The sequence below is a fragment of the Nocardia arizonensis genome (assembly GCF_001310275.1).
GTDB lineage: Bacteria > Actinomycetota > Actinomycetes > Mycobacteriales > Mycobacteriaceae > Nocardia > Nocardia arizonensis.
Genome location: NZ_LGYZ01000111.1, coordinates 13,500 through 30,613, shown reverse-complemented (window position 1 = coordinate 30,613; position 17,114 = coordinate 13,500). Strand labels below are relative to the sequence as shown.

Genomic DNA, 17,114 nt, shown 5'->3' with positions numbered 1-17,114 from the left:
GGCAAAACCCGCAAGGGCTACGGCTACTACACCTGCCAACCCAAACTCGACCTCGTCGGCAAACCCGAGGAATACGCCGACCACCCCCGCTCGGTGTACGTGCGCGAAGACAGGCTCCTCGACTGCGTCGAGACGTTCTTCAACGAACGCGTCTTCGGTCCCGACCGCGCGACCCTGCTGCGCCATCAACTACGCGGGCAGTCCTCGAGCAAGGGCCACGACCTCGAGCAGCGGGCCGCCGCGATCCACAAGACCCTCACCGACATCGCCCGACGACAGGACAACCTGCTCGCCGAGCTGGAATCCCGCCCCATCACCGGCGGCGACGAGCTGTCCGACGCCTGGGCCGAACGGTTGCGTCGCCGCTACACCGAACTCGAACAGCAACGCCGCACCAAAAACGCCGAGCTGGAGACCCTGCGTGAACAAGCCGCCCGCCAGCAACCCGACGAACCCGCTCTCCTGGACCACCTGCCCCGGCTAACGCTGCATCTCACCCGCGCCCCCGACGTCCTGCAACGCGACCTGTACGAGGCGTTCGGCATCAAGATCGTCTACGACCACACCGGCAAACACGTGACCATCTACGCCACGCTGACCGAAGAAACACTCCCCGACGCCGCCACAGCCGCCGCACCGCTGACCCCCGCTACAACCCCCGAAACGGGGCCCGTACCGCCACCAGCGCACAGCGGCGGCGGTACGGGGCTACCCGGCACGCCACGGGAAACCGCTACTACAGTTGCCCATGTTCTTCGTGCCCCCGGCAGGATTCGAACCTGCGGCCTTCTGCTCCGGAGGCAGACGCTCTATCCCCTGAGCTACGAGGGCGGGATAGGCCGGTCGGGGGCGGGGCCGTCCGATCGGGCGGGGAAAGCGTATCGCATCGAACGGCTCGCGCCAAAAAGCGGATTCAGTTGAGGGGGAGGGGGGTGCCGCCTCGGGCGGTGAGTAGGGAGGTGATGAGCTGGGATTCGTTGGTCTGGGTCGCGGCCATGGTTGCGGCCAGACTGCGCACGGCGGTGGTCTCGGCGTGCTCGGCGGCGTAGTCGAGCATGGGCAGACCACCCTGGTGGTGGCGCAGCATGAGTTGCAGGAACATGCGGTCGACATCGGCGGCTGGGGCCTGGCGCAGGGCGGCGAGTTCCTCCGCGGTGGCCATGCCGGGCATGGTCGCCACGGGACCGGTGGCGGTGTGACTCGCGCTCGCGCCGTGGTCGTGGCCGCCGGTGTGGGATTCGGTCATCCAACCCATGTAGCCGTCCACGCTCTGCGCGGGCTTGCCCCACAGTTGCAGCCAGCCCTGCATACGCCCGACCTGGGCCTGCTGGGTGGTCATGATGTCGTAGGCGAGCCTGCGCACGTCGGGATCGGTGGACCGCAGCAGTGCGACGCCCGCCATTTCGACGGCTTGGGCATGGTGGGCGGACATGTCCTGGGTGAAGCCGACGTCGACGGGGCCGGGATCGGGTTCGGCGCTCCCGTCGAGCGGGATGCGCGCGAAGACGCCGAGGGCGAATCCGATGAGGATCATGCCGACAGCGCCGAGGATCAGCAGCGCCGTGCGCTGACGATGGATCTGGCTGCCGAAGCCGAAGGTCTCGGTGTCCGCCGAATCCGTCGCGTCCGGGTCCGCTGACCGGGCCGGCGGCTGATCGGCGGAGTCGTCGCGCTGCGCATCGGCCGGGTCGGGGTCGTACTCGGCCTTCGACCGCTCGGCGGAGCCTGTGCGTCGCGCCCGAGCCGACTCGACAGCCGGTTGATCGGCGGACTCGGCACCTGCCGCGCCGGGGTTGGACCCCGGTTCGGATTTCTCCTGACCCGGACCCGATTGCGAATCCCGTCCCACTACTGACCCGGCGCGTTCTGCTCGGGCACGGGCACCAGTCCGGTCGGCAGGCCGGGCACGCCGGGGATGTTCGGCATGCCGGGAATGCCGCCGCCGGTGCCGCCGAGTTCGGACTGGTCGGCGGTCAGCCCGGTGCCGTCCATCGGCACCGCGCCGGGGCCGGGCGGCGAGGCGTCGAACGGTGTCGGGTTGTCCCGGTCGAAGTACGGGTTCGAGCAGTCCGCGCCGACTTCCGGATAGGCGTAGGGGTTCTGTCGCAGTGCGGTGATGAACTGGTTGATTCGCTTGTCGTCGGGGCTGTCGACCTTGAGCTGATGGCCCCACGATTGCAGCGAGATCGGCTTGTCGAGCCCCGGATACGGCGACATCAGCGTGTAGGTCTTCCCTTCGACCTTCCGCTTCAGTGTTTCGACGCCCGCCGCGTCTACCTTGTCGGGGTTGTAGGCGATCCACACCGCGCCGTGCTCGAGCGAGTGCACCGCGTTCTCGGTGCGGATCGGCTTGCCGTAGACGACGCCGGTGCAGGCGGCCCAGATCGAGTCGTGCGGTCCGCCGAAGGCGGGGGTCTGATCGTAGGCCACCCGCTGGTTGGACTGCACGTGCTTGCCCGCGCCCTGCGCGTAGTCCTTCTTCAGGATCCCGTCGATCTGGTCGGACGGGTCCTTCTTGTCCGCGCTCGGCGTGAACTTGTCGAGTTCGGCCTGCTCCTGGTATTTCGGCACCAGGTTGTAGGCCAACGCACCGACCAATGCGATGATGACCGCGGCCGCGGCGATGGCAAGCCACGGTATCTGACGACTTCCGGGAAGTTTGCTCTTGCCGCCGCCAGGCTTCTTGGCCGAAGGCGAGGTCTTCCCCACGGCTCGGACGGCCTTGGCCGACTTCGAGGCGCTCTTGCTGTTCGGCATCGCTCGTATGTGCTTTCTCGACGGTGATGATTGCGCTGTCTGCGTGGTGCCCGCCCGAAGGTGTTCACCTGCCCAGACCATAGGATAGAGACTCGTGACTCCAGCCGACCTTGCAGATCTCCTTCATGCGACCGCCGCGAAGGTGCTCGCCGAACGCGGACTGGACCCGGCGGTCCTGCCCGCGGAGGTCACCGTGGAGCGCCCGCGCAACCCCGAACACGGCGACTATGCCACGAATCTCGCGTTGAAGATCGGCAAGCCCGCGGGGGTGAATCCGCGTGAACTGGCGGGCTGGCTGGCCGATGCGCTGGCCGCCACCGACGGTGTCGCCGCCGCCGAGGTCGCCGGTCCCGGCTTCCTGAACATTCGCTTGGCCGCCGCCGCGCAGGGCGTCATCGTGACCGCGGTGCTCGACGCGGGCGCGGCCTACGGCACCGCGAGCACGCTCGCCGGAACCAAGATCAATCTGGAGTTCGTCTCGGCGAATCCGACGGGTCCGATCCATCTGGGCGGTACCCGCTGGGCCTCGGTGGGCGACGCGCTCGGCCGCATCCTGGAGGCGCAGGGCGCCGATGTCACCCGCGAGTACTACTTCAACGACAACGGCGCGCAGATCGACCGCTTCGCCAACTCCCTTGTGGCCGCCGCGACGGGCGCGCCGACACCGGAGGACGGGTACGCGGGCGCCTACATCACCGACATCGCCGACACCGTCCTGCGGCAGCATCCCGACGCGGTGGACCTGCCGCAGGATCAGCGGCACGAACTGTTCCGGCGCGAGGGCGTCGAATTGATGTTCGCCCACATCAAGCGCACGCTGCACGATTTCGGCACCGACTTCGACGTCTACTTCAACGAAAGTTCGCTGTTCGCCTCCGGCGCGGTGGACCGGGCCGTGGCCGAACTGAAGGCATCGGGCAATCTGTACGAGAAGGACGGCGCGTGGTGGATCGCCAGCACCGAATACGGTGACGACAAGGACCGCGTCGTCATCAAGAGCGACGGCGCCTCGGCCTATATCGCGGGCGATATCGCCTATTTCCAGGACAAGCGCGCCCGCGGCTTCGATCTGTGCATCTACATGCTCGGCGCCGACCATCACGGCTACATCGGCAGGCTCAAGGCCGCCGCGGCCGCGTTCGGCGACGATCCCGACACCGTCGAGGTGCTCATCGGCCAGATGGTGAATCTGGTGAGAGACGGTGCGGCCGTGCGGATGAGCAAGCGCGCGGGCACCGTGGTCACCCTCGACGACCTGGTCGAGGCGATTGGTGTGGACGCCGCGCGGTATTCGCTGGTCCGTTCGTCGGTGAATTCCAGTATCGATATCGACCTGGATCTGTGGACCAAACAGAACAACGAGAATCCGATCTACTACGTGCAGTACGCGCACGCGCGCACCTGCCGCATCATCGACAACGCCGCCGCGTTCGGCTTCGCTTCGGTCGCACCGGATTTCGGTCTCATGCGGTCCGAACGCGAGGGCGAGCTGATCCGCACGCTCGGCGAATATCCGCGCGTGGTGGCCACCGCGGCGCAGATGCGCGAACCGCACCGCGTGGTGCGCTACCTCGAGGAACTCGCGGGCGCCTACCACCCGTTCCAGTCCGATGACGACATGCGGGTGCTGCCGCGCGGCGACGAACCGGTCACCGCGCTCAACGCCGCCCGGCTCGAGTTGGTCAAGGCGACACGGCAGGTGTTGGCCAACGGACTCGGTCTGCTCGGCGTGAGCGCGCCGGAGCGGATGTGAACGCCGAGCGGCCGCGCCGCCCGATATCCCGGAAAGGAACCACAGTGAGCCAGCGCAGTGAGGTCCGGCTATGAGCGCGCATCCCGCCGGACCGCGGCACGCGGAGATTCCGCATGCCCCGAATCTGCCGCAGCGTCCGTCGGATCCGCGGCAGATGATCGATCTGCCCGCGAATGTGTGGCCCCGCAACGCTTCTCGTGACGAGGACGGCACGGTGCGGCTGGCCGGTGTGCCGGTGACGGAGCTGGCCGAGCGGTTCGGCACCCCGCTGTTCGTTATCGACGAGGACGATTTTCGTTCGCGGTGCCGCGATATGGTGCGCGCCTTCGGCGCCGAGGCGCGAGTTCACTATGCGTCCAAGGCATTCCTGTGCGGTGAGATAGCCCGCTGGATTCGCGACGAGGGCCTCTCGCTCGACGTCTGCTCCGGCGGCGAGCTGGCCGTCGCCCGGCACGCGGATTTCCCGTCGGAGCGAATCGCATTGCACGGCAACAATAAGTCGGTCGCCGAGCTGGAAGCCGCGGTCTCGGCGGGTGTCGGGCACGTGGTGGTCGACTCGCTGATCGAGATCGAGCGGCTCGAGGCCGTCGCCGGGCGCGCGGGCGTCGTGCAGGATGTGCTGGTCCGGGTCACGGTCGGCGTGGAAGCCCATACGCACGAATACATCTCGACCGCGCACGAGGATCAGAAATTCGGTTTCTCCATCGCGGGCGGCGACGCCATGGACGCGCTGGCGCTGGTCTTCGAGGCGAAGAATCTGCGGCTGGTCGGCCTGCACAGCCATATCGGTTCGCAGATCTTCGATATCGACGGATTCGAGATCGCCGCGCGCCGCATGCTCGGCCTGCTCCGCGAGGCCATCGACAAATTCGGCCCGGAGCGCACGGCGCAGATCGCGACGCTGGATCTCGGTGGCGGACTTGGCATCTCGTATCTGCCGGACGACGATCCGCCGCCGTTGGATCAGTTCGCGGCGAAGTTGCGCGAGCTGGTCGAGGCCGAGGCCGCACATGCCGGACTGCCGACGCCGAAGATCGCGGTGGAGCCGGGGCGCGCCATCGCGGGTCCGGGCACGGTGACCATTTACGAGGTCGGCACCGTCAAGGACGTGTCGCTGGACGGCGGTGTGCGGCGGCGCTACGTGAGCGTGGACGGCGGCATGAGCGACAACATCCGCCCCGCGCTGTACCAGGCCGACTACGACTGCCGTCTGGTCTCGCGCTCCTCCGAGGCGCCGCCGGTGGTCGCGCGTGTCGTCGGAAAGCATTGCGAGAGCGGCGATATCGTCATTCGCGATACCTGGATACCCGCCGATGTCGGACCGGGCGACCTGATCGCGGTGGCCGCGACCGGCGCCTACTGCTACTCGATGTCGAGCCGCTACAACCAGCTCACCCGTCCGGCGGTCGTCGCCGTTCGCGACGGGCGGCCGCGGCTGATCCTGCGCAGGGAAACAGTGGCCGATCTGCTCAGCCTGGAGGTACAACAGTCATGACCGAAGTCGCCAAACACGGCACATGGGGTGCGGATCGCCCGATCGGCGTCGCCGTTCTCGGTATGGGCAATGTCGGCACCCAGGTGGTGCGGATTCTGCGCGACCACACCGACGACCTGCGGTCGCGGGTCGGCGCGCCGGTGGTGCTGCGCGGTGTCGCGGTGCGCGACCTCGGCAAGGATCGCGGATTGCCCGCCGATCTGCTCACCACCGACGCGCACGCGCTGGTGACTCGGGCCGACGTGGACCTGGTCGTCGAGGTCATCGGCGGCATCGATCCGGCGCGCAGCCTCATCCTGGCCGCGCTGAACGCGGGCAAGTCCGTGGTGACCGCGAACAAGGCGCTGCTCGCCGACTACACCGGCGAGCTGGCCGCCGCGGCGGAGCGCAATCGCGCCGACCTGTATTTCGAGGCCGCGGTCGCGGGCGCCATACCGGTGGTGCGCCCGCTGATCCAGTCGCTGTCCGGCGACCGGGTGAACCGGGTGGTCGGCATTGTCAACGGCACCACCAACTTCATCCTCTCGGCGATGGACGAGACCGGCGCCGACTATTCCGCGACGCTGGCCGACGCCACCGACCTGGGCTACGCCGAGGCCGATCCGACCGCCGACGTGGAGGGCTACGACGCCGCCGCCAAGGCCGCGATCCTGGCCTCCCTGGCCTTCCACACCCGGGTGACCGCCGCCGACGTCTACCGCGAGGGCATCTCCAAGATCACCGCCGAGGATCTGGAGACCGCGTCGGCGCTGGACTGCACGGTCAAATTGCTCGCCATCTGCGAGCGGGTCGGGGCCGGTCCGGGCGAGCCGACGCTCGAACAGGGTGGCAAGGAACGCGTCTCGGTGCGGGTCTACCCCGCCCTCATTCCCCGCAAACATCCATTGGCCGCCGTCAGCGGCGCCTTCAACGCGGTGGTGGTCGAGGCCGAGAACGCCGGTCGCCTGATGTTCTACGGGCAGGGCGCGGGCGGGGCCCCGTCGGCCTCGGCGGTGCTCGGCGATCTGGTCATGGCGGCGCGGAACAAGTTCTTCGGTGGCCGCGCGCCGGGTGAATCGGTTTATGCTGAGCTACCGATCGCGCCGATCGGCGATACGCCGACCCGCTACCACGTGAACCTCCAGGTAGAAGACGTACCCGGGGTTCTGGCCAAGGTGGCGGGCGAATTCGCCAACCACGGGGTCAGCATCTCCACCGTGCGCCAGGAAGGGCACGGCGAAGGTGCGCGCCTGGTCGTCGTCACCCACTGTGCGATGGAGTCGGCGCTCGCGGATACCGTCGCCGCCCTCGCGGAGATGACATCCGTCACATCCGTGACCAGCGTCTTGAGATTGGAAGGCACCGAGGAATGAGTACGACTGGCATCGGCGAGAAGGCCGTCGCCGCACAGGTGGGCGTGCACTCGCGCTGGCCGGGTCTGATCGCGGCCTACCGCGACCGCCTGCGCGGCGCGGCCGACTGGGAGCCGGTGACGTTGTTCGAGGGCGGTACGCCGCTCGTCCCGGCTCCGCACCTGTCGGAACTGACCGGCTGCGAGGTCTACCTCAAGGTCGAGGGCGCCAATCCGACCGGTTCGTTCAAGGACCGCGGCATGACCATGGCCATGACCGACGCCAAGTACCGCGGCCAGAAGGCGGTACTGTGCGCGTCCACCGGCAACACCTCGGCATCGGCCGCCGCCTACGCCACCCGCGCGGGCATGAGCTGCGCGGTGCTGATCCCGCAGGGCAAGATCGCGATGGGCAAGCTGGCTCAGGCGGTCATGCTCGGCGCGAAGATCATCCAGGTCGACGGCAACTTCGACGACTGCCTCGAGCTGGCCCGCAAGGTCACCTCCGACTTTCCCGAGGTCGGTCTGGTGAATTCGGTGAACCCCGCGCGCATCGAGGGCCAGAAGACGGCCTCCTTCGAGATCTGCGACGTCCTCGGCCGCGCGCCGGACGTGCACGCGCTGCCGGTGGGCAACGCGGGCAACATCACCGCGTACTGGCGCGGATATCGCGAGTACCACGCCGACGGCATCACCTCGGACCTGCCGCGCATGCTCGGCGTGCAGGCCGCGGGTGCGGCGCCGCTGGTGAACGGCGCGCCGGTGTCGAATCCGGAGACCATCGCGACCGCCATCCGCATCGGCGCGCCCGCCTCCTGGAACGGGGCGGTCGAGGCCAAGGAGCAGTCCGGCGGCGCCTTCCGCGCGGCCACCGACGAGGAGATCCTCTTCGCATACCGACTGGTCGCCGCCACCGAGGGGGTCTTCGTCGAACCCGCGTCCGCGGCGAGTGTCGCGGGCGTGCTCGCGGCGCGCGAGGAGGGCTGGCTCGACTCCGGGCTCACCGTGGTGTGCACCGTCACCGGCAACGGCCTCAAGGATCCCGACACCGCGTTGCTCGGAATGCCGCAGGTCGAGGCGATCGCGGTCGATCCGGTCGCGGTGGCCGCCGAACTCGAGCTGGCCTGAGTTGAATTCGCGCGACAGTCAGCTGATATCGCGGACCCTGCCCCCCGGGCTGTCGGTGACCGCGCGGGTGCCCGCGTCGACGGCCAACCTCGGTCCCGGCTTCGATTCGCTCGGCATGGCGCTCGGCATCTACGACGAGATCGAGGTGCGCACCACCGATTCCGGTCTCACCATCCGGGTGGAGGGCGAAGGCGCCGACGATGTGCCGTGGGGCCCTTCGCATCTGGTGGTGCGCGCGATCGAGCGCGGCCTGGAGTCGGTCGGGGTGTGGGCCGACGGGCTCGATGTGGTGTGTCGCAACGTGATTCCGCACTCGCGCGGCCTCGGCTCCTCGGCATCGGCCGTGGTGGGCGGACTCGCCGCGGGCTGTGGTCTTGCGGCGAAACTGGATAGCGCGCTGGCCGTCGATGCTGATCGGCTCGTGCAGCTGGCCTCGGAATTCGAGGGTCATCCCGATAATGCCGCGGCCAGCGTACTCGGCGGAATCGTGGTGTCCTGGACCGAAACCGCGGCCACCGTGACGGGCGAGGGCGCCGAGGGGATTTCCGAGATTCCCGAGCTCGGGCGGGTCTACCGCGCGGTTCGGGTGGATCCGCATCCGGCGTTGCACCCGATCGTGCTCATCCCCGAGGTGCGTTCCTCGACCGCGCACACCCGCGGTCTACTGCCCGCGACCGTGACACATGCGGACGCGGCCTTCAACGTCAGCCGTGCGGCGCTGGCCGTGGTGGCACTGACCGGGCGACCCGATCTGCTGCTGCCCGCGACCTGCGACAGACTGCACCAGGCCCAGCGCGCCCCCGCCCTGCCGCTGACCACGGCGTGGATCGGCCGGCTGCGGGCCGCGGGTATCGCCGCGACCGTCTCCGGTGCGGGTCCGACCGTACTGGCCCTCGGGACCAGCGCCTTTCCCGCGGAGCTGCATGAACTCGCGGCGGCGGACGGGCTCAGGGTGGTCGAACCGGGACTCGCCGAGGGCGTCCGGGTCGACTGACGGCGAGTCCGCCTTGCCGTGGCTTGCCGTTGCCAGCTATCCTGGGCAAGTCCGTACATCGTGCGCATCAGACGCCGGTGCTTCATCAGGGCAATCGCTCCAGCAGGCTCCAGGCTCGAGCCTCCAGGCCATGGGGGTGCTGCGTAGCTGCGCAACTGGAATGATCTCTCCCACCATTCATGTCCGGTGGCGAAGCCGCCGGCCCGGCGGGGCAGGTGATATACGGCATCCGAGTCCGGCACGGTGCCCGGACTGCGGGACGAACCCTCGAATCAGCACACGGCAGTCGAGGGAAGGAAAGGATTTCCGTGACAGATACGGACCTGCTCGCGACCCCCGGGGTGGAATCCGACCCGAATACCTCGGGCGGCCGCGATAGTGACTCCGGACAGATTTCGAAGATGAGCGAACAAACCGACGTCGCACGATCGGGGCTGACTGGAATGTTGTTGCCGCAATTGCGCGCGCTCGCGGGGGAACTCGGTATCCGAGGGACCTCCGGGATGCGCAAAGGCGATCTCATCGCCGCTATCAAGGAGAATCAGGCCGGTAGGCCCGCGAAGGCGGAAAAGCCCGCCCGCGGTGAGTCGGCTCGAGGCCAGGTGAAGGGCGAGCAGGCGACCCTCGACGTGACGCCGCAGGCCAAGCAGGCCGCGCCCGCGAAGAACGCCGCCCCGGCGAAGGAAGCTCCGGCGAAGGAGGAGGCGCCGAAGGCGGCCGACCCCGCGCCGTCGAAGTCGACGCGAACCGATTCCGCGCGAACCGATTCGACGCAGAACGACGGTGACGCCGCCGCCCCCGCCGAGGAGTCGACCCGTGAGCCCGCCCAGCGCGGACGCGGTCGCCAGCGTCGCGGCCGCGACCAGGTGCGTTCCGCCGGCGCGGAGACCGCGGTGGCCGAAGCGCGCGGCGAGGAGCCCAAGGCGGAGGCCGAACAGGGCGAGCGTCGGCGCGAGCGCAACCAGGGTGAGCGCGGTCAGGGTGAGCGCGGTCAGGGTGAGCGTGGCCAGAGTGAGCGTGGCCAGGGTGAGCGCGGCCAGGGTGAGCGCGGCCAGGGTGAGCGCGGCCAGGGTGAGCGCAACAACCAGAACGGCAGCGGCGCGGCCCGCGGTGACGGTGCGCGTGCCGAGGCCGGCCGGGGCGGTGACGACGAGGAAGGCGGTCGCGGTCGCCGTGGTCGCCGGTTCCGCGAGCGCCGTCGTGGTCGTGACCGCGACGGCGGCGGCGCGGGCGGTGAGGCTCGTGAGCTCGAGATCCGCGAGGACGACGTCCTCCAGCCGGTCGCGGGCATTCTCGACGTGCTCGACAACTACGCCTTCGTGCGCACCTCGGGTTACCTGGCCGGACCGAACGACGTCTACGTCTCGATGAATCTGGTCCGCAAGAACGGCCTGCGCCGCGGTGACGCGATCACCGGAGCCGTGCGCGCCCCGCGCGACGGCGAGCAGGGCAGTCAGCGGCAGAAGTTCGATCCGCTGGTGCGGCTCGACACCGTCAACGGCGGTGATGTCGAGGCGGCCAAGCGGCGGCCGGAGTTCAGCAAGCTGACCCCGCTCTACCCGAACCAGCGTCTGCGCCTCGAGACCCAGCCCAACAAGCTGACCACTCGCGTCATCGACCTGATCATGCCGATCGGTAAGGGCCAGCGCGCCCTGATCGTGTCGCCGCCGAAGGCCGGTAAGACCACGATCATGCAGGACATCGCGAACGCGATCGCGATCAACAACCCCGAGTGCTATCTCATGGTGGTGCTGGTCGACGAACGTCCCGAAGAGGTCACCGATATGCAGCGATCGGTGAAGGGTGAGGTCATCGCCTCCACCTTCGACCGTCCGCCGTCGGATCACACCTCGGTCGCCGAACTCGCCATCGAGCGCGCCAAGCGCCTGGTGGAGATGGGCAAAGACGTTGTGGTGCTGCTCGACTCGATCACCCGATTGGGCCGCGCGTACAACAACTCCTCGCCCGCCTCGGGACGCATCCTCTCCGGTGGTGTCGACTCGACGGCGCTGTACCCGCCCAAGCGGTTCCTTGGCGCGGCGCGCAATATCGAGAACGGCGGCTCGCTGACGATCATCGCGACCGCGATGGTGGAGACCGGGTCGACCGGCGACACGGTGATCTTCGAAGAGTTCAAGGGCACCGGCAATGCCGAGCTCAAGCTCGATCGCAAGATCGCCGAGCGGCGGGTGTTCCCCGCGGTGGACGTCAACCCGTCCGGTACCCGCAAGGACGAGCTACTGCTCAGCCCGGACGAGGCGGCGGTGCTGCACAAGTTGCGTCGCGTGCTGTCGGGCCTGGATTCGCATCAGGCGATCGACCTGCTGATCGACCGCCTGAAGAAGTCGAAGAACAATCTGGAGTTCCTGATGCAGGTCAGCAAGACCGCACCGGGTGCGCTGGACGAGTGAGATCGCGGGGGTTCCGTCACGGCGGAGCCCCCGCCCTCCTTTCAGGAGGACCGGTGCGCGGTGTCGGGCCGGATGCGCGGGGACGGGTGCGAAGAACAATGCCCCGATGGCGGCCGATCCCGCCACCATGAAACCGAACACGATGGCGGCGAAGGTGAGCTCGCTGCCCGGCGGCGCGGGCTCGTCCCGCAGGACGGCGACGGTTTCGGTGTAGGCCGCGGACGTCGATGCGCTGGGTTCCGGTCGTGCCATCAGGCCCACCAGGACCGCGAGGAGCAGAACAGTCAGGGTCGCCGTGGCGATTCGGCTGGTCACGGTGTATTCCTCTCGGTTACCGGCACGCCGATGCGCATCATCCGTCCACTCTATGAACAAATCTGTTCGCGTAATCGAGTAGTCCACTACTCGATTACGCTCCCATCACGCCCTTCTCCGGTCGATCGCTCGGGCGCCTGCGGGCCGAGGCCCGGCCGGCCAGGAACAAAACCCCGCCGAGGGGCGTTTTGGGTGGTGGCGACGGTTCTGGCATACTGAATCGCCGTGCGTCTGCGGTCCCCGCGGACAATCCCGCCTAGTCGGTTCCGGTTCACGCTCACCGTCGTGAGCGACCCGGCGACCATTCTCGAGAGGACACCCATGAAGGCAGGAATCCACCCGACCTACGTCGACACCACCGTCGTCTGCGGTTGTGGCAACACTTTCCAGACCCGCAGCACCAAGGAGTCGGGACACATCACCGTCGAGGTCTGCTCGCAGTGCCACCCGTTCTACACGGGCAAGCAGAAGATCCTCGACACCGGTGGTCGCGTGGCCCGCTTCGAGGCCCGCTACGGCAAGCGCGCCGGCAAGAAGGCCGACGCCAAGTAGCTTCCTCACCGACGCCCGGTTCTGCACAGCAGGCCGGGCGTCGGTGCGTTCTACGGCAGCGTCGTTTCGCGTTCCACGCGGCGCCACACCCCTCGAGAGGAAGCAACACCATGTCCCCGTCCGCGATGCCACAGCCGTCCGCGATCGATGACATTCTGGCCGAGCACGCGGGTCTGGAGACGCAGCTCGCCGATCCGACACTGCACAACGATCCGGGCGCGGCGCGCCGCGTCGGCAAGCGATTCGCCGAACTCGCCCCGATCATGGCCACCTACACGAAACTGCGCACCGCGCGCGAGGATCTCGCCGCGGCCGAGGAACTGGCCGCCGACGACGCGAGTTTCGCCGCCGAGATCCCCGAACTCCGTGAACGGATCGGCGAACTCGAACAGTCGCTGGCCGATCTGCTCGCCCCGCGCGATCCGCACGACGGCGACGATGTCGTGCTGGAGGTGAAATCCGGTGAGGGCGGCGAGGAATCGGCGCTCTTCGCCGCCGATCTGGCCCGTATGTACATCCGTTACGCCGAACGGCACGGCTGGAAGGTCGAGGTCCTCGGTGTGACCGAATCCGATCTCGGCGGCTACAAGGACGCGACGATCTCGATCAAGAGCCGCGACGCCACCCGCGACGGCGTGTGGTCGCGGCTGAAGTTCGAAGGCGGCGTGCACCGTGTCCAGCGGGTTCCGGTCACCGAGTCGCAGGGCCGTATCCACACCTCGGCGGCCGGTGTGCTGGTCTACCCCGAACCCGACGAGGTCGAGCAGGTGCAGATCGATGAATCCGACCTGCGCATCGACGTGTACCGGTCCTCGGGCAAGGGCGGTCAGGGCGTCAACACCACCGACTCGGCGGTCCGCATCACGCATCTGCCCTCCGGCATCGTGGTGACCTGTCAGAACGAGCGCTCGCAGTTGCAGAACAAGGCGCGCGCCATGCAGGTGCTCGCGGCGCGGCTCCAGGCGTTGGCCGAGGAACAGGCCGATCAGGAGGCCGCGGCCGGACGCGCGAGTCAGATCCGCACGGTGGACCGCTCCGAACGTATCCGCACCTACAACTTCCCGGAGAATCGCATCGCCGATCACCGCATCGGCTTCAAGGCCCACAATCTGGACACCGTCCTCGGCGGCGACCTCGACGCCGTGCTCGACGCGTTGGCCAAGGCCGATCGCGAGGCGCGGATGGCCGCCGAGTGATCGATGTCGCGTATTCCGGGAAGTGCGCGGCGCGTCCCGCGTCCATCGGGCACAGTGGGCTGTGAGCTCGCGCAGGCGGGCGAACTATTCGAGGCGAGTAGAAGACGGGGTGTCGGCGATGACACGTGTCGCGCTGCGACCCGCCATCAATGAGGCGACCGAGGTACTGGACCGAGCCGGGGTACACAGTCCGAGGTACGACGCCGAACAACTCGCGGCCCACCTGCTCGGCGTGCAGCGCACTCGATTGGCGCTGGTGCCCTTGGTCGAACACGCGCTGCTCGAGCGGTATCGCGAACTGGTCGCGCGTCGCGCACGCCGTATCCCGCTCCAACATCTGACCGGGGTGGCGGCCATGGGGGAAATCGATCTCGCGGTCGGGCCCGGCGTCTTCGTCCCGCGGCCGGAAACCGAACTGCTCTTCGCGTGGGCGCTGGCCTTCCTGGAGACCCTGCCGCACGATCACCGCCCGATCGTGGTCGACCTGTGCACCGGTTCCGGTGCGCTGGCACTTGCCATCGCACACGCCAGACCCGACGCCGAGGTGCACGCGGTCGAGGTCGACGCCGACGCGCTGGCGTGGGCCAAGCGCAACGCCGACGCTCGCGTCGCCGACGGTGACACCCCGATAGTCCTGCACGCCGACGACGCCACCGATCCCGCGCTGCTCACCGACCTGAACGGGCGCGTCGACGTGGTGGTCGCCAATCCGCCCTATATTCCCGAGGGGACCCCGCTCGATCCCGAGGTCATCGACCACGATCCGCGCCGCGCGCTGTTCGGCGGGCCGGACGGCCTCGATGTCGTGCGCGGCATGATCCCGATCGTGACCCGTCTGCTGCGTCCGGGCGGCGCGGTCGCCGTCGAGCACGACGATTCCAACGGCTCCGCGCTGGCCGTGCTGCTGGATATGAACGGTGAGTACGTCGACATCGTCGAACATCCCGACCTGGCGGGTAAGCCGCGCTTCGTGGCCGCGACCCGAGCCGAGTCGCGCTGAATCCGGCCGCGCGGGGCGAAATCGCGAGATGCCGCTGTGCGGCGGCACAAAGGCGAAGGTCCCCGTCGGCCCGGATATACGGCGGATGCGGCGCCCCGCCCGCGCCGTGACAGGATGTAGCCCGTGAGCACCGTCTTCGACTGCGCCGATCCCGACGCGCGCGCCGCCGGATTGAGCGCCGCGACCAGCGCACTGAAATCCGGTCGACTGGTCGTGATGCCGACCGACACGCTGTACGGCCTGGCCGCCGACGCGTTCGACTCCGCCGCGGTGAGTTCCCTGCTCGCCGCCAAGCGCCGCGGTCGCGATATGCCCGTCCCCGTGCTGGTCGGATCGTGGCACACCATCGACGGCCTCGTCTTCTCCGTGCGCCCGCAGGCGCGCGACCTGATCAAGGCGTTCTGGCCGGGTGGGTTGAGCCTGGTCGTGCAGCAGGCTCCCTCGCTGGCCTGGGATCTGGGCGACACCCGCGGCACGGTCATGCTGCGCATGCCGCTGCATCCGGTCGCGCTGGAACTGCTCTCCGAGGTCGGCCCGCTCGCGGTGTCCAGCGCCAACGTCTCGGGGCAGCCGCCCGCCAAGACCGCGGCCGAGGCGCGCGACCAACTCGGTGATCTGGTCGGGGTCTATCTCGACGGCGGTCCGGCCGAGCGGGCGGTCGCCTCCACCATTGTCGACCTCACCTCGGATCAGCCGCGGGTCCTGCGCGAGGGTGCGGTGCCGGTCGAGCAGATCGCCGAGGTCCTGTGGATGTCGCCGGAGGAACTCGGCGCGGGCGGTGTCGGCTAGCCGATCGGCCCGGGTGCCCTTCGGCCCTCGGTCCAGTGCGAAGATGGGCGCGTGAGCATGTTCCGCAACGTTCGCCGTCCCCGCCCTGCCCGGGTGTCGCGGGCCGGAGTCGTCACCGTCGTCGCGAGCGCCGACGACGCGCGCGGCCCGGCCTCGAATACCCTGTCCCCCTTCGTCGTCGGCGCCGTATGGCGGTGGAGCGAGTGACCGAGCGTCCGCGTTGATGATCTCGTCGGGAGCGGTGGTTCCGCTCCGAGAACTGTTGCTCGTCCTGTTCATCTCCGCGGTCGTCACCTTCCTCGCCACCGGCGGTATCCGGGTGTTCGCGATCGGCTTCGGCGCGGTCGCGGTGCCGCGCGAGCGCGATGTGCACGTCAAACCGATTCCCCGCATGGGCGGTGTCGGGATCTATCTCGGCTTCGCGGCGGCGGTGCTGTTCGCCCACCAGCTGCCTGCCCTGCGCCGCGGCTTCGACTACGGACCGCCGAACATCCCCATCACCGTGCTGGTCGCGGCCACGCTCATCGTGGTGGTCGGCATCGTCGACGACCGTTGGGGCCTGGACGCCCTGACCAAGTTCGCGGGGCAGGTCACCGCGGCCGGTGTGATGGCCGCGATGGGCCTGAGCTGGTACAGCATCTACAACCCGTTCAGCAATACGACCGTGTTCCTCGACGCGTTGCAGGGCGGTCTGGTGACCGTCGCGGTCACCGTGACGCTCGTCAACGCCATGAACTTCGTCGACGGCCTGGACGGTCTCGCGGCGGGTCTCGGGTTGATCTGCGCGACCGCGATTTTCGTATTCGCCGTAGGTCTGATGACCGAACAGGGCGGATCGGTGGACACCTATCCGCCTGCTTTGCTGGCGGCCGCGATGGCCGGTGCGTGCCTCGGATTTCTGCCGCACAATTTCCAGCCGGCCCGAATTTTCATGGGCGACTCCGGTTCGATGTTGATCGGCCTTGTGCTGGCCGCGGTCTCCACCAGCGCGTCGGGGCGGATTCCGTTGCAGGGTTTCGGTCCACGCGACATCGTGGGTCTGCTGTCGCCGCTGCTGCTCGTCGGCGCGGTGATGTTCATTCCGGTGCTCGATCTTGTTCTGGCGATCGTGCGCCGGGTGCGCGCGGGGGTGAGTTTCTCTACTCCCGACAAAATGCACTTGCATCATCGATTGCTCCAGATCGGACATTCGCACCGACGGGTCGTTCTGCTCATCTATTTGTGGGTAGGCGTGCTCGCATTCGGCGCCGTCGGCACCTCGTTGATGGACCGCCGACTCGTCGTTCTGCTGGTCGCCGGCGGACTGGTTTTCGCGCTCGTGGTAACCGCGGTTCCGGGTATGCGGCACAGGGAGCGCGGCGAGGACCGGCAGGCTCCCGGGTAAAGTCGGTCCT

General features: G+C 68.5%; 14 protein-coding genes and 1 tRNA gene. 12 read left to right on the top strand and 3 right to left on the bottom strand.

Going from position 1 to position 17,114, the window contains the following annotated elements; genetic code table 11:
• Positions 1–758 precede the first annotated feature (758 nt).
• The 3 genes from APZ21_RS26025 to APZ21_RS26015 all read right to left on the bottom strand — a co-directional run bounded on the left by APZ21_RS26025 (position 759) and on the right by APZ21_RS26015 (position 2,757).
• A tRNA-Arg gene (locus APZ21_RS26025) sits at positions 759–831 on the bottom strand.
• 82 nt (positions 832–913) lie between these two features.
• On the bottom strand, positions 914–1,579 hold the full coding sequence (locus tag APZ21_RS26020) for a DUF305 domain-containing protein (RefSeq protein ID WP_054815918.1): 666 nt from the start codon (positions 1,577–1,579) through the stop codon (positions 914–916).
• A gap of 269 nt (positions 1,580–1,848) precedes the next feature.
• Positions 1,849–2,757, bottom strand: coding sequence for a DUF3105 domain-containing protein (locus tag APZ21_RS26015; RefSeq protein ID WP_054815913.1), 909 nt, complete (start codon positions 2,755–2,757; stop codon positions 1,849–1,851).
• A gap of 94 nt (positions 2,758–2,851) precedes the next feature.
• Here APZ21_RS26015 and argS point away from each other — a divergent pair, with 94 nt between their 5' ends.
• The 12 genes from argS to APZ21_RS25960 all read left to right on the top strand — a co-directional run bounded on the left by argS (position 2,852) and on the right by APZ21_RS25960 (position 17,104).
• Positions 2,852–4,510, top strand: a complete 1,659-nt coding sequence (argS, locus tag APZ21_RS26010; RefSeq protein ID WP_054815912.1) for an arginine--tRNA ligase — start codon at positions 2,852–2,854, stop codon at positions 4,508–4,510.
• 70 nt (positions 4,511–4,580) lie between these two features.
• Positions 4,581–6,005, top strand: a complete 1,425-nt coding sequence (lysA, locus tag APZ21_RS26005) for a diaminopimelate decarboxylase (protein WP_054815911.1) — start codon at positions 4,581–4,583, stop codon at positions 6,003–6,005.
• Positions 6,002–7,357, top strand: coding sequence for a homoserine dehydrogenase (locus tag APZ21_RS26000; RefSeq protein WP_054815910.1), 1,356 nt, complete (start codon positions 6,002–6,004; stop codon positions 7,355–7,357). Before lysA ends, APZ21_RS26000 begins: the two co-directional genes overlap by 4 nt.
• Entirely contained in the window at positions 7,354–8,463 is a 1,110-nt protein-coding gene (gene thrC, locus APZ21_RS25995) for a threonine synthase (protein ID WP_054815909.1), read from the top strand. The genes APZ21_RS26000 and thrC overlap by 4 nt, the downstream gene beginning before the upstream one ends.
• Positions 8,464–8,488: 25 nt before the next feature.
• Positions 8,489–9,457 (top strand): homoserine kinase, encoded by a 969-nt coding sequence (gene thrB / locus APZ21_RS25990; protein WP_054815917.1) that lies wholly within the window; start codon positions 8,489–8,491, stop codon positions 9,455–9,457.
• 308 nt (positions 9,458–9,765) lie between these two features.
• Positions 9,766–11,868: a transcription termination factor Rho gene (rho, locus tag APZ21_RS25985; protein WP_054815908.1), complete on the top strand. Its 2,103-nt coding sequence runs from the start codon at positions 9,766–9,768 to the stop codon at positions 11,866–11,868.
• Positions 11,869–12,504: 636 nt separating this feature from the next.
• On the top strand, positions 12,505–12,735 hold the full coding sequence (rpmE, locus tag APZ21_RS25980; protein WP_039796334.1) for a 50S ribosomal protein L31: 231 nt from the start codon (positions 12,505–12,507) through the stop codon (positions 12,733–12,735).
• Between the two features lie 125 nt (positions 12,736–12,860).
• Positions 12,861–13,931, top strand: a complete 1,071-nt coding sequence (gene prfA, locus APZ21_RS25975) for a peptide chain release factor 1 (protein WP_054815916.1) — start codon at positions 12,861–12,863, stop codon at positions 13,929–13,931.
• A 118-nt stretch (positions 13,932–14,049) separates the two neighbouring features.
• Positions 14,050–14,931, top strand: coding sequence for a peptide chain release factor N(5)-glutamine methyltransferase (gene prmC / locus APZ21_RS25970; protein ID WP_054815915.1), 882 nt, complete (start codon positions 14,050–14,052; stop codon positions 14,929–14,931).
• Between the two features lie 123 nt (positions 14,932–15,054).
• Entirely contained in the window at positions 15,055–15,720 is a 666-nt protein-coding gene (locus APZ21_RS25965; RefSeq protein ID WP_054815907.1) for an L-threonylcarbamoyladenylate synthase, read from the top strand.
• 51 nt (positions 15,721–15,771) lie between these two features.
• A complete protein-coding gene (locus APZ21_RS34410; RefSeq protein WP_156371335.1) occupies positions 15,772–15,927 on the top strand; it encodes a hypothetical protein in 156 nt (51 codons plus the stop codon).
• 16 nt (positions 15,928–15,943) lie between these two features.
• A complete protein-coding gene (locus APZ21_RS25960; RefSeq protein WP_054815906.1) occupies positions 15,944–17,104 on the top strand; it encodes a glycosyltransferase family 4 protein in 1,161 nt (386 codons plus the stop codon).
• Positions 17,105–17,114: the final 10 nt, after the last annotated feature.